Source organism: Pseudomonas sp. COW5 (assembly GCF_026240005.1).
Classification (GTDB): domain Bacteria; phylum Pseudomonadota; class Gammaproteobacteria; order Pseudomonadales; family Pseudomonadaceae; genus Aquipseudomonas; species Aquipseudomonas kribbensis.
Genome location: NZ_JAPHVP010000001.1, coordinates 119,312 through 132,332 on the forward strand (window position 1 = coordinate 119,312; position 13,021 = coordinate 132,332).

Here is a 13,021-nt window from a genome sequence, read left to right on the forward strand (position 1 = left end):
CTTTTTCAATAGTTGAGCGAACATCGTGCGACCGCCAATACAGCGTTTGGTTTCATGACCTGCGCCACTCCCCTGCCCCACGATCAGAAAAACGGCGAGTTTGCCTCAGCAACGCCCGATCCTTCTTCATACAATCGTCACTGAATATGACCAGTGCTCAGTAGACATCAATGTAGTCAAAGGGCGGATTCGGCCAGTTGTCCTTGAGCGCATTGAAGATCTGCATCACCCAGACCTCGTCACTGGCCGCAACGTTGCCCACATAACCCGAGCCCTTGGCCCAGGTCTCCAGGCGAAACGACAAGCCTTCGATATCCTGGCCACCCGTGACACCCGAAGAGATATACGCAATACCGCCCTTGGTCACGCGTAACTGGGTGTGCTCATCGTCACTGGCCGAAGCCAGCATCAGACGCACGGCGTCCAGCGTCAGGCCGCCGGGGGAATTCAAATCGATCTGCACAGCTCAGGTCCTTGGTCATTTCGAAGACGACCAAGTGTCGCATAGCCCTGCACTCATGCCTAAGTCGCAGTGCCAAAAACCGGACAAAATGGTTAACTCAAGACTCCAGTCCCGTAACCTTCCGAGCCCATCATGACGACCGTAAGCATCTCAGCCGACATCAAGGCCCACTGGCCGCAAGGCCATAGCTCTTACAGTCCGGGCAGCCCGGAGGAATTGGCCTTGATCAGCATCGACCTGCTGGTCAAGACACTGGGAACACAAGCCGCGCAATCATTTATTGCCCAGCTGTTCGAGAAGTATCCGGATGACTTCAAGGGCACATCGGACATCGAGAAAGAATAATAAAGGCCCGCAGGCTGGCACCTGCGGGCCTGTTGCTTACTTCAGACGCTTCAGGCGCTCGGTCAACAGATCGAAGAAGCCCTGAGCATCACCATTTTCCACCCAGAAGGCATTTTTCGGGGCTTTCAGGCCGTCATACCAGTCGACGATGGTCTGCCCGAAGGTCGGACCTTCACGGCTATCAACCACCACGTTCACCGAACGGCCGGTGAACAGTTCTGGTTTGAGCAGGTAAGCCACGACCGTGGCGTCATGCACCGGACCACCCGGAATGCCGTAGTGCTCCATATCGCCCTTGATGTACTCGTTGAGGATATCGCCGACAATCTTGCTCGCGTTGTTGTTCAGCGCCGCGATCTGTTTCAGGCGTGCATCGCTGGTGAGAATCTTGTGGGTTACATCCAGCGGCAGGTAAGTCAGCTTCACGCCGCTCTTGAGCACGACTTCAGCCGCTTGCGGATCGGCGTACAAGTTGAATTCGGCCACTGGCGTGATGTTGCCACCGTTGAAGTGCGCGCCACCCATGATGACCACTTCCTTGATGCCCTGAACGATCTCCGGCTCCTGGATCAGCGCCAATGCCAGGTTGGTTTGTGGACCCAGCATGGCAATGGTGATGCTGTGCGGCTTGGCTTTTTTCAGGGTGTCGATCAGGTAGTTGACCGCATTGCCTTCAGCCAGGCCTTTTTTCGGCTCATGCACGGTGACACCCGACAGGCCTTCCTTGCCATGGATGTTCTCGGCGTAGATCGGTGTGCGCATCAACGGCTTCGGTGCGCCGGCGTAAACCGGCACCTCTTCACGCCCGGCCCACTCGCGGGCCAGTCGCGCATTGCGTGATGTCTTGTCGAGACGCACGTTGCCAGCCACGGTGGTCAGCGCACGAATGTTCAGCTCCTCCGGCGATGCCAGAGCAAACAACAGGGCCACCACATCATCGGCACCCGGATCGGTATCGATGATCAGATCGATCTTTTCCGCCGCCTGGGCGCCGGTCGCGGTTATCACGGACAAAAGCAGCAGGCTCCGGATCAGTTGGTGAATTTTTTGAGCATAGCGGTGCATGGCGCATTCCTTGTGCATTTGAAATCAGTAAAGGGACTGAGCCCCGTTAAAACGTTACCCCGGCCACCAGCACGATGTTGCAGTACGGCTGACATTCGCCTGTACGGACAATCGCTCGCGCCTGTCGGCTGAGAGCCTTGAATTGCTCATGACTGAGCAGATCGCGCCGCCCCAGCGCACCTTCTTCATTCAATGCATCCAGCGAAGCCAGTGCAGTGGGTAGCTTGTCGAAGATTTCCTGGGCGAGCACATGACTTTCCACCTGCATTTCGCTGAGCACGATCTTCAGGGTGCTGACGAAATCCGGAACACCGTGGGTCAGCGCGAGGTCGATCAACTCGACACCCGGTGGCACAGGCAAGCCGGCATCACCGATCACGACGATGTCGCCATGACCAAGAGAGGCAATCAGCCGAGACAGGGCGATATTGAGCAATGGGGTCTTTTTCATGCGGGTTTGAACGCCTGTACGTCGGATGATGTGGGAATGGACGGCTGGGCACCCGCACGAGTAACAGACAGCGCCGCGGCTATCTGACCAAAACGAACGGCCTCGACCTCGGTTTTGCCAGCGGCCAACGCCGCCGCGAAACCGCCGACGAAGGTGTCCCCGGCAGCCGTGGTATCGACCGCTTTCACTTTGGGCGCAGGAAAGTGCTGGTAACCCGAGCCGTTGGCGAACAACGCCCCCTGAGCACCCAGCGTGACGATCACGTTGCCGGCGCCCATGGAAATCAGTCGTGCAGCTGCTTTTTCAGCGCTTTCCAGCGAGTCCACCGGCAAGCCGCTGAGGGCGGCAGCCTCGCTTTCATTGGGAATCAGGTAGTCGATGGAAGCAAACCAGTCCGCAGGCAAAGGACGACTGGCCGGGGCCGGATTCAGGATGACCGTCTTGCCCAGTTCACGACCGCGCTTGAGCGCATGACCGACGGTGGCATCGGGAATTTCCAGCTGACAAATGATCACATCCGCGGCCTGCAAGACCGCATCGAACTGGTCGATCACCGCAGGCGTCATCGAACCGTTGGCTCCGGCAACGATGACGATAGCGTTCTGACTGTTGTCATCGACCACAATCAGCGCTACGCCACTGGAGTCCTCGACCACGCTGACCGCCTGGCAATCGATCTGCTCGGCCAGCAATGCCTCGCGCAATTGCACGCCATAGTCATCATTGCCAACAGAGCCAACCATCGACACCTGAGCGCCCAGCCGCGCGGCGGCCACCGCCTGGTTGGCACCCTTGCCACCTGACACAGTGGCGAACGAATGTCCGATCAGTGTCTCGCCACCCCGAGGCAAACGAGGTGCCCGGGTGACCAGGTCCATGTTCAGACTGCCTATTACCACTACATTTGCAGGCATACATCACTACTCATCAATTCGGTTTCAACGATATTCGGTAAACACGCCAGCCAGCGGCGCAGTCGACTCTCGCAGGACAATACTCGGGGTCACGATCCGCTGATCCGTAGCCAGATCCGGGGTGGCAATTCTCCGCAGCAACACTTCCGCTGCCATCTCGCCCAACTGCAGGATCGACTGCCCCACAGTGGTCAGCGCCGGGTACACGTAACGGCTCATCTGGATATCGTCGAAGCCGATCACCGACAACTGCGCAGGTACGCGCACATTGCGCTCGGCGGCGGCGCGCAGCACACCGATGCCGATCATGTCGTTGCCGGCAAAGATTGCACTGGGGGGGTTGCCCTCAAGCAAAACTGCGGCCGCGTTGTAACCGCCAGTGCTGGTGAAATCGCTTTCCAGCATCCGCGATGACGGCACTTCAATACCTGCCTCTTTCAAGGCGCGGCAAAATCCGGCCTGACGCATTTGCGCAACACTGGTGCTCGCCGGACCGCCAATCGTGGCGATATCGCGATGGCCGAGCTCGATCAGGTGCCTCGTTGCCAGATAGGCGCCATATTCATGGTCGATGCGCACAAGATCGGCGTCCACACCTTCCAGCCCCCGGTCAACGATGACCATCGGCGTCTTGACCCCGGCCAGACCTTGCACCAGACCACTGTCACCGCCGGCGGAGGCGACGATCAAGCCATCGATGCGTTTCTCCAGCAGCACCCGAAGGTAGCTGCGCTGCTTTTCCGGATTGTCGTCGGAGTTGCAGAGAATTACGCAGTAGCCATTACGCTCACAATAATCCTCGATCCCCCGGGCCAGTTCGGCAAAGTACGGGTTAAGACTGTTGGGCACCAGCAAGCCGATGGTGGCAGTGGTCTTGGCCTTCAGCGATCGGGCGACGGCGCTCGGCACATAGTCGAGGCTCTTGATCGCCGCCTCGACTTTCAGCCGCACTTCCTGGCTCACTGGCCGGGTGTTGTTCACAACATGGGAGACGGTCGTGTAGGAAATTCCCGCAAGCGCCGCCACATCCTTGATTGTCGCCATGTCTCAGCCCCGCCGGCTTGCGCGTTGGCTGCGATACGTATCGAGCACTACTGCGATGACGATCACTGCGCCGGTGATGATGCGTTTGGTCGGCTCGGTTGCGCCGATCTGCGCCAGACCGGCCGCCAGCACGGAGATGATCAATACGCCGAAGAACGTACTGATGACCGAACCACGGCCGCCCATCAGGCTGGTGCCGCCGATGACCACCGCAGCGATCACTTGCAGCTCAAGGCCTGAACCGGCATTCGGGTCGGCAGCTTCCAGGCGGGAAATCTGGAACAGCGCCGCGATACCGGCCAGCAGCCCCATCAGGCTGAATACCAGAATCTTGTAGGGCTTGGGATTGATGCCTGCCAGCCGCACCGCTTCCTCGTTGGTACCGATGCCGATCAGGTAGCGACCGAACACGGTTCGGGTCAACACCGCTTGAGCAATAAAGATCACCAGCAAGGCGATGATGAACGACGGCGAAATACCAAAAGCGATCGGGTTCGACAACCACGCGAACGAGTCACCGATGTAGGCCGTGCGCGAACCGGTCATCTGATACGCCAAGCCTCGGGCCATTTCCAGCACACCGAGCGAAACGATAAACGACGGAATTCGCCAGGCGACCGTGATCGAGCCAGTCACCGTACCGGCCAGTGCCGCCACTGCCATACCGAGAAGTGCGGCCGGCAGGACACTCCAGCCCCAACCCAGGATCGCCACGCTGACGGTCGATGCTGCGAGCGCCAGCACCGAACCCACCGACAGGTCGATCCCGCCGATGATCAGCACGAAGGTCATGCCGACCGCCAACACCATCAGGTCGGGGATCTGGTTGGCCAGGGTGCTGAAAGTGTTGTACGACAGGAAGTGGCTGCTCATGACCGAGAACAGCGCAACCATCGCCAGCAGGGCACCGGCCAGGCCCAGGTAAGTGCCCAGACCGTAGAAGTTGCCACTACGTTTACCGGCAGAAGATGCAGTTTTCATGGGAGATCCCTAGGCGCTGCTTCGTTGAGCAACGCATCACGTTTTTGGTAGCCGGCGAACGCGGCGGCAAGCAAGTCATCCTGAGTCCAGCTGTCACGCTCGAACGTGTCGATCAGACGTCCCGCCGACAGCACCCCGATGCGGTCGCAGATCAGCATCAGCTCGCGCAGGTCGCTGGAGACCACCACCAGCGCCTTGCCCTGCCGGGTCAGCTCACCGAGCAGGTTATAAATGTCGAACTTGGCACCGACGTCGATACCACGAGTCGGCTCATCGAACAGCAACACCGAACAGTCGCGCTCCAGCCAGCGGCCGATCACCACCTTCTGCTGGTTGCCGCCGGACAATTCGGACACCAGTTGAGTCGGGCTCGAACTGCGGATGCGCATGGCATCGATCTGCCGTTTGGCCAGGGAGATTTCGTCGCCATTGTTGACGAAACCACCGCTGGAAATCTCCGGCATATTGCCCAGGGCAATGTTGGCGCTGATCGACTGGCTCAGAAGCAGGCCTTCACCCTTTCGGTCTTCAGTGATCAGGGCAATGCCGTTACGCACAGCGTCGACCGGCGAGCGGATACTCACCACCTGCGCTGGTGAACCGAGAGCAACGCTGCCGCTGTCGGCGAGATCGGCGCCGAAGATCAGGCGCAGCAGTTCCGTGCGCCCTGCCCCGATCAACCCGGAAATGCCAAAAATCTCACCGGCACGCACTTCGAAGGACACGTCCCGCACCTTGTCGGAACGAGTGAGGCCTTTCACCGTCAACGCAGGAGCACCGATATTTCGCGGGCCCATGTCCATGTGTTCGCCCAGCTCGCGACCGACCATCAGGGTGACCAGTTGCTCGCTGTTGTAATTGGCCATCGGCTCGACGCAAACAAGATTGCCGTCACGCAGCACGGCAATGCGCTGTGCGACTCGGGCCAGCTCTTCGAGACGGTGGGAGATATAAATGATCGCAACGCCTCGCGCCTGCAGCCGGGTGATCTGCTCGAAGAGCATTTCGACTTCGCGAGCGGTGAGCATCGCGGTCGGCTCGTCGAGAATCAGCACATGGCAATCGCCGATCAGGTTACGCGCGATCTCGACCATTTGCTGGTGACCGATACCCAGCTCGCCAACCAGCGTGTCGGGATCGATGGCATCCAGGCCGACCTGGGCCATGGCTTCAATGGCAGCCTTGCGCAGCTGTTTGCGACTGATCCAGCCACCGTTGCTTGGCAGGTTGTCGAGAAACAGGTTTTCCGCCACCGAAAGGGTCGGCAACAGATTGAGTTCTTGCATGACCATGCGCACGCCAAGCTCTTCGGCCTGGGTACGGCTGCCAGGGCGGTATTCCTTGCCCTGGAACTGCATCTGCCCGGTGGTCGGGGTCACCAGACCACCGATAATTTTCGACAGGGTACTCTTACCGGCACCGTTCTCGCCGGTCAGTGCCAGCACTTCACCGCGCATCAGCGTCAAGTCGATGCCGGTGAGCACCGGCTGCGCATAGGTCTTACCGATACCGCTGACCGAGAGGACAGCGTTCGGGGCGGAAACTGACATAAAAAACTCTCCATGCGCTCGCCCGGACGGACGAGCGCCGTTGTGTCGCCGAAAGACTACTTTTTGGTGACCAGCTCGACCGGGGTTTCGATGACGCCGTTGGCGCCACTGTCGACTTTCTCGCCCTTGATGATTTTCAGCGCGGTCTCGATACCGAACACCGCCTGTTTGGCAGCGAACTGGTCAGCCGTTGCGAGTACGCGACCATCCTGCAGCATCGGCTTGATGGCGTTGATGTTGTCGTAACCGACCACTTGTACCTGCCCGGCCTTGCCGGCCGCACGCACAGCGGAAACAGCGCCGACCGCCATGCTGTCGTTACCGGCCAGCAACGCCTTGACGTCCGGGTACTCGCTGAGAATCGACGCGGCAACCTTGTTGCCCTTGTCGATTTCCCAGTCGCCGGACTGCAGGGAAACCACCTTGATCTGCGCGGCTTCCATCGCATCCTTGAAGCCAGCGGTACGCTGCTGGGCGTTGGTCGTTGTGGAAACACCCTCGATGATGCCGACTTCGTCACCGGCCTTCAGTTGCTTGGCCAGGTACTCGCCCACCAGACGTGCGCCCTTGCGGTTGTCCGGACCTACGAACGGTACGGAGATATTCTTGCTTTTGATGACGGCGGGATCGAGCTGGTTGTCGATGTTGATCACGGTGATGCCGGCGTCGACGGCTTTCTTGATCACCGGCACCATGGCCTTGGAGTCAGAAGGCGCGATGACCAGTGCATTGACCTTCGCCAGGATCATCTGCTCGACGATGCGGGTCTGGCCTGCCGTGTCGGTTTCGTCCTTGATCCCGTTGGAGATCAGGTCGAAATCGGCGGAGTGTTCTTTCTGGTAAGCCTTGGCGCCGTCTTCCATGGTGAGGAAGAATTCGTTGGCCAAAGATTTCATGACCAGTGCGACCTTGGGTTTTTCGGGGGACTCGGCGAAAGCCGAAGAGACAGGCAGTGCGGCGGATGCGGCAGCCAGCATGGCGACAGCGAGAAGACGTCCAGCGAATGGCAGCTTCATGGGTTCACTCCGATCTTGTGATTATTGTGAGCAACGCTTGCGCTGGCGTAAGCTCCGTCGGCATCTTCCAGACAACAGGGTCTCGGGAAAGCCGCGCAAACGTTTGCGTAGACCGAACTATGCGAATCCCGCCCACGTTTGTCAACAATCAGAAATCGGTATTGATTGTAGGGCGAATCTGCAGATTCGCCCCTTAGGTACTTAAGCCGTAGTGTTGACCACGTTACCGGCGGAAGAACCTTTCGACATTTCCTTGACCAACGCGGCCGAGACTTCCAGCAGCGCACCGCTGGTTTCGGCGATCTCGCCCTGAACGGCCATGACCGCCTGCGACTTCGCTTCCGGAGTCGGATAGCTCGCAGCTTGTGCCGCAGCCAGTCGTTGCTGCTGCTCCTGCAATTGCTTCTGTAATTCCTGCATCCGCTTCAGCAGCATCTTGACGGTGACACTCAGGTTATCGCCACCCCCTTCAGTCTTGCTGTCTTCTTGCGCGGGACCGCCGGTCCTGACCTGATTGCTCTCCGGTTTTTCTGCGCCCAGCGCTTCGGTAGAAGCGTCCGCTTGCGCATCACTCATCGCGTTGATCGTAGCTGCGGTTTTGCCGCCGATGGTGACAGCTCCGGGGTTGGAAAAACCGATCGTCAGTGACATGTGAACTCCCTCAATTCCAGTTTCCTTCATCACCCATCGGCCTGCGGGAAGCTTTCTTTAGCAGAGAATCCAAAACCTGCAATTTGATTCGTTCGACAACAGCAGTAGTCCCTTTCGGAGAGCCGAACACGAAAGAGGCCACCGTTCGGAATACCGGATAGGCGATTTTCGCCAATCAAAAAATTATTGATATAAATCATAAGGTTAAACATTTCCCTAGAGCACAGTACGGCTGGTACAGATCCTGCTCCCTCCCTGCACCCCTGGCATTCAGATCGGCCCGGGGCGCATCTAGATGAACCTGCATCAGCACCGTCTCACTACTAGAGAGAAAAATAATGAAATCTGCTTTCAAGACATTGGTTCCGGGCGCTTTGGCCCTAATGCTGCTCCTGCCCTCCGCCCTTCAGGCAAAAGAAGTCGAAACCCAGACCAAACTGGCCAACGTGGTGGTGCTCGCTACGGGCGGCACCATTGCCGGCGCCGGCGCCAGTGCGGCCAACAGCGCTACCTATCAGGCCGCCAAGGTCGGCATCGAGCAATTGATCGCCGGCATTCCCGAGCTGAGCAAACTGGCGAACGTGCGTGGCGAGCAAGTCATGCAGATCGCGTCGGAAAGCATCACCAATGAAAACCTGCTGCAACTGGGTCGCCGCGTCTCCGAGCTGGCCGACAGCAAAGACGTCGATGGCATCGTCATCACCCACGGCACCGACACCCTGGAAGAAACCGCCTACTTCCTGAACCTGGTGGAAAAAACCGACAAGCCGATCATCGTTGTCGGCTCGATGCGCCCAGGCACCGCAATGTCGGCGGACGGCATGCTCAACCTGTACAACGCCGTCGCCGTCGCCAGCAGCAAAGAGGCCCACGGCAAAGGCGTGCTGGTGACCATGAATGATGAAATCCAGTCCGGCCGCGATGTCAGCAAAATGATCAACATCAAGACCGAAGCGTTCAAGAGCCCATGGGGTCCTCTGGGCATGGTGGTCGAAGGCAAATCCTATTGGTTCCGTTTGCCAGCCAAGCGCCACACCATGGATTCGGAATTTGATATCAAGAACATCAAGAGCCTTCCTGACGTAGAAATCGCCTATTCCTACGGGAATGTCGGCGACACCGCCTACAAAGCCCTGGCCCAGTCCGGCGCCAAAGCCATCATCCACGCCGGCACCGGCAATGGTTCGGTGTCTTCTCGCGTCGTCCCGGCCCTGCAAGCCCTGCGCAAGGATGGCGTTCAGATCATTCGTTCTTCCCACGTCAATGCCGGCGGCTTCGTTCTGCGTAACGCCGAACAGCCTGACGACAAGTACGACTGGGTCGTGGCTCACGACCTGAACCCGCAAAAGGCACGCATCCTGGCGATGGTCGCCCTGACCAAGACCAACGACAGCAAAGAGCTGCAACGGATGTTCTGGGAGTACTGATTCACCCTCGCCCGGCCGGATCTCGGCCGGGCACTTGCCTCACCACTCGCCGCCCTGGCGGGTGGTGCAATTAACTACACTGCCCCTGCTTCTTTCCTGCACAAAAAATTCGGATGAGCCACATCAAAACCGGAAAACCGCTGTCAGAGGATTTTCTTGATTTTTAAGCAGTTGCGAAAATGCCTACAGTTAAATACTGTATGCACGTACAGCTTAATAAGGATAACCTCGTGGCCACTTCCTCTGATGCTCCCGATGCATACGAACGCATGGGCATGCGCGTTCAAAAGATCATCAACTCCCCCACCGCACAAAAAGCCAAAGCCGCTCTGATCTTCCGTCTCCCGGATGAACCGATCGATGAGTGGGAGCGCCTGCTGGAAGAGATCGACGAGAACGACAACGTCACCCTCGCCTATCGAGACGATGGTGGCGTGCAGATTTTCTGGGTTGTACCGAAGGAAGATTGACTCAATGATTGTCCGTTTTTTTGCTTTGCTTTTACTGTTCATTTCCCTGGGTGCCCAGGCTGGCGCGCCACGCACATTCACCGAGGCCAAGAAGGTCGCCTGGAAGCTGTACGCACCACAGTCCACCGAGTTTTATTGCGGGTGCAAGTACACGGGAAACAAGGTCGACCTGGCCGCTTGCGGTTATGTACCGCGTAAAAATGCCAAGCGCGCCGCCCGCATTGAATGGGAGCACATTGTCCCGGCCTGGGAGTTCGGTCATCAGCGCCAGTGCTGGCAGGAAGGCGGACGCAAGAATTGCACGCGCTATGACCCGAGCTACCAGAAAGCCGAAGCCGACCTGCACAACCTGGTACCGAGCATCGGCGAGGTCAATGGTGACCGCAGCAACTTCAGTTACGGTTGGCTACCGGTCGAAAAGGGTCAATATGGCTCCTGCCTGACTCAGGTCGACTTCAAGGCGAAGAAGGTCATGCCCCGCCCTTCGATTCGCGGAATGATCGCCCGCACCTATTTCTACATGAGCAAGCAATACGGCTTGCGCCTGTCGAAGCAGGATCGCCAGCTATATGAAGCGTGGGACAAGACGTACCCGGTGCAAGACTGGGAGCGTCAGCGCAATCAGAGCGTGGCGTGCGTGATGGGGCGTGGCAATGAGTTTGTCGGGCCAGTGAACATGAAAGCCTGCGGCTGATCGATCACGCAAAAGAAAAGGCCTCGCGCTTCAAGCTCGAGGCCTTTTTTGTGGTCAGCCGCCGGGCTTGTTGTATCGCCAGTAGCCCATCAGATTGAGCGCATCTCGCGGGATACCGCGCTCCTTGATCAGGTATCGGCGCAAATTCATGACCGCCGCAGACTCACCGGCAATCCAGCCATAGAAACCGTCTGTGGCGGTTTCGGCGATTTCCCAGAGGATCTCCTGATCGATATCGACGTCGGCCAGTTCTACCGCTTGATTGATCGTCGATGCGTCGACAGGTAGCGCAGCCTTTCGCACCGCCTCCACCATCAGCGACCCGGCAACCACCGCTCCCGCTTGCTCCCGAATCAGCCATTGCACCGATAGTCCGGGCCAGTCCGGGACTGCGAGCATGTCCTGCGCACTGTCGACCTCAAAGAACGCCTGGGTCCGGGGTGGCTCTACCAGTGCGGCCAGCTCCTCGAGAATCCCCATTGCGGCGGGCAATGCGGTTGAGTCGGCGACCAGCAAAAGCTGCTGGAGGGTTTGCGGCGGCTTCCATTCAAAGCCGCCCGCCTCCTCGGCCGAAAACCGGCTATCGGGCGCCAGAATTTGCATCGACTCGCCTAGCTGCGCTCGAAGAGCCCAGCGAGAAGCCGGCCCGGTTTCGCCATGCAGTACAAAGTCGATGTCGACTTCGCCCCGATCGGCACGCAAGTGGCGAATGGTGTAGGTGCGCATCGCCGGGCGTCGATCCGCCAGCATCGAGCGGAAACGAGCGTACCAACCCTCACCCTGAGAGAGCCGGGCTGACGAACCGTCCGCGGCCGGGAAAAACAGTTTGACGCGCTGATCAGGCGCCCAGGTTGCCATCTCGGCAACAGCCTCGCTGGCGAGCGTGATCCGCATGAGGTGCGGACTCAGCTGATGCTTGTGTCGCAAAACAACGTCGAACAACTTGTAGGGACTGGCGGAGGCCATGCGGAGCTCCTTCTGAGAATCTTCGGTGACGCCTTTAAAAACGAATCACACCGGACGCCCTTTAGTCAGCTCCGCTGAAAGGAATGTTTACTGTGCTGCGGCACGCTCGATCACAAGCGTCTCGATGTTCTGTTTTTTCGCCTTGATCAGCGCTGCATTCACATCGGCCTGTTTCGCTTCGGCTTCGGCTTTGGAGTTGAATGGCCCCAAAAGGATCCGGGTCTTTCCGCTGGCATCCTTGATGACATTGGCGATAAATGCATGCTCGATCAACCAGCCGCTCAGATCACTGACGGCTTGAGGTGTTTCGCCGCGCACTTCCAGATCCCACTGCGGCCCGGAGACGGCTGCCGGCGCTGTCACCGCTACCGATTTTGACTTTTGCGCATCCACGCTCCTGCCTTCACCACATCCCGCCAATGCCAGTGCTGCGACCAACCAGACCAATTTGCGCACAACGCTTCCCTCTGAATTCTCGAAAGGGGGATCTTAACATTCGCGAATACTTTCAGAGCCCAGCAAAATGGGCACAAAACTACGAGATTGATGATTGCCGCACCTGTATAGTTACGCGCTGGGAATTAATGCCACATCTGCGCGTCAGAAAGAGGCACCCAAACCGTGAGACTTCGCACTAATCTATACGTACCACCGACCTCTGCACTGTCTGAATCAGGTGCCCTACAAAGCAATCAAGGAGAAGACCATGCTGATACTCACCCGCAAAGTCGGTGAAAGCATAAACATTGGTGATGACATTACGATCACCATCCTCGGCGTAAGCGGCCAACAGGTTCGCATCGGCATCAACGCTCCAAAGAACGTTGCCGTACACCGTGAAGAGATTTACCAGCGCATCCAGGCTGGCCTGACCGCGCCGGACAAGCCACAAACCCCCTGAGCCCTTTCGCAGTCAGTAGCCAGTCTGTTCACCCTCGCGTAATGACTGGCTAAAGATCCGAGCGCCGTATTGCCATCCCCCCA

At 58.4% G+C, this 13,021-nt stretch carries 16 protein-coding genes; 5 read left to right on the forward strand and 11 right to left on the reverse strand.

The features are described from left to right. Nucleotides 1-157 precede the first annotated feature (157 nt). A complete protein-coding gene (locus tag OQ248_RS00555; RefSeq protein WP_119427434.1) occupies nt 158-463 on the reverse strand; it encodes a hypothetical protein in 306 nt (101 codons plus the stop codon). A 132-nt stretch (nt 464-595) separates the two neighbouring features. Between OQ248_RS00555 and OQ248_RS00560 the strand changes: the two genes are divergently transcribed. Further along, a complete protein-coding gene (locus tag OQ248_RS00560; protein ID WP_085712027.1) occupies nt 596-808 on the forward strand; it encodes a hypothetical protein in 213 nt (70 codons plus the stop codon). A 36-nt stretch (nt 809-844) separates the two neighbouring features. On the opposite strand, the gene OQ248_RS00565 is transcribed toward OQ248_RS00560, so the two are convergent. The 8 genes from OQ248_RS00565 to OQ248_RS00600 all read right to left on the reverse strand — a co-directional run bounded on the left by OQ248_RS00565 (nt 845) and on the right by OQ248_RS00600 (nt 8,480). Then, nucleotides 845-1,873: a nucleoside hydrolase gene (locus OQ248_RS00565; RefSeq protein ID WP_085732500.1), complete on the reverse strand. Its 1,029-nt coding sequence runs from the start codon at nt 1,871-1,873 to the stop codon at nt 845-847. Between the two features lie 46 nt (nt 1,874-1,919). After that, nucleotides 1,920-2,324: a D-ribose pyranase gene (gene rbsD / locus OQ248_RS00570; RefSeq protein ID WP_119427435.1), complete on the reverse strand. Its 405-nt coding sequence runs from the start codon at nt 2,322-2,324 to the stop codon at nt 1,920-1,922. Beyond that, complete coding sequence (gene rbsK, locus OQ248_RS00575; RefSeq protein WP_265811765.1) at nt 2,321-3,238, reverse strand: ribokinase; 918 nt, start codon at nt 3,236-3,238, stop codon at nt 2,321-2,323. Before rbsK ends, rbsD begins: the two co-directional genes overlap by 4 nt. 24 nt (nt 3,239-3,262) lie before the next feature. Beyond that, a complete protein-coding gene (locus OQ248_RS00580) occupies nt 3,263-4,282 on the reverse strand; it encodes a LacI family DNA-binding transcriptional regulator (protein ID WP_265811766.1) in 1,020 nt (339 codons plus the stop codon). 3 nt (nt 4,283-4,285) lie between these two features. Continuing rightward, nucleotides 4,286-5,263, reverse strand: a complete 978-nt coding sequence (locus tag OQ248_RS00585) for an ABC transporter permease (RefSeq protein ID WP_025111208.1) — start codon at nt 5,261-5,263, stop codon at nt 4,286-4,288. After that, on the reverse strand, nt 5,260-6,813 hold the full coding sequence (locus OQ248_RS00590; protein WP_085732496.1) for a sugar ABC transporter ATP-binding protein: 1,554 nt from the start codon (nt 6,811-6,813) through the stop codon (nt 5,260-5,262). The genes OQ248_RS00585 and OQ248_RS00590 overlap by 4 nt, the downstream gene beginning before the upstream one ends. Nucleotides 6,814-6,869: 56 nt before the next feature. Continuing rightward, complete coding sequence (locus tag OQ248_RS00595) at nt 6,870-7,829, reverse strand: sugar ABC transporter substrate-binding protein (RefSeq protein ID WP_085712021.1); 960 nt, start codon at nt 7,827-7,829, stop codon at nt 6,870-6,872. A gap of 201 nt (nt 7,830-8,030) precedes the next feature. Next, a complete protein-coding gene (locus OQ248_RS00600; protein WP_085712020.1) occupies nt 8,031-8,480 on the reverse strand; it encodes a hypothetical protein in 450 nt (149 codons plus the stop codon). 338 nt (nt 8,481-8,818) lie between these two features. On the opposite strand from OQ248_RS00600, the gene OQ248_RS00605 reads away from it, so the two are divergent. The 3 genes from OQ248_RS00605 (at nt 8,819) to OQ248_RS00615 (ending at nt 11,071) form a co-directional block, all read left to right on the forward strand. Further along, entirely contained in the window at nt 8,819-9,907 is a 1,089-nt protein-coding gene (locus tag OQ248_RS00605) for an asparaginase (RefSeq protein WP_085732494.1), read from the forward strand. A gap of 179 nt (nt 9,908-10,086) precedes the next feature. Further along, entirely contained in the window at nt 10,087-10,377 is a 291-nt protein-coding gene (locus OQ248_RS00610; protein ID WP_119427440.1) for a DUF1654 domain-containing protein, read from the forward strand. A gap of 4 nt (nt 10,378-10,381) precedes the next feature. Then, a complete protein-coding gene (locus OQ248_RS00615; protein WP_085712017.1) occupies nt 10,382-11,071 on the forward strand; it encodes an endonuclease I family protein in 690 nt (229 codons plus the stop codon). Nucleotides 11,072-11,125: 54 nt separating this feature from the next. On the opposite strand, the gene OQ248_RS00620 is transcribed toward OQ248_RS00615, so the two are convergent. Beyond that, a complete protein-coding gene (locus OQ248_RS00620; protein WP_265811767.1) occupies nt 11,126-12,037 on the reverse strand; it encodes a siderophore-interacting protein in 912 nt (303 codons plus the stop codon). A gap of 87 nt (nt 12,038-12,124) precedes the next feature. Next, nucleotides 12,125-12,493, reverse strand: a complete 369-nt coding sequence (locus OQ248_RS00625; protein ID WP_265811768.1) for an SPOR domain-containing protein — start codon at nt 12,491-12,493, stop codon at nt 12,125-12,127. Nucleotides 12,494-12,743: 250 nt separating this feature from the next. Between OQ248_RS00625 and csrA the strand changes: the two genes are divergently transcribed. Then, nucleotides 12,744-12,938, forward strand: coding sequence for a carbon storage regulator CsrA (gene csrA, locus OQ248_RS00630; RefSeq protein ID WP_003179932.1), 195 nt, complete (start codon nt 12,744-12,746; stop codon nt 12,936-12,938). Nucleotides 12,939-13,021 lie beyond the last annotated feature (83 nt).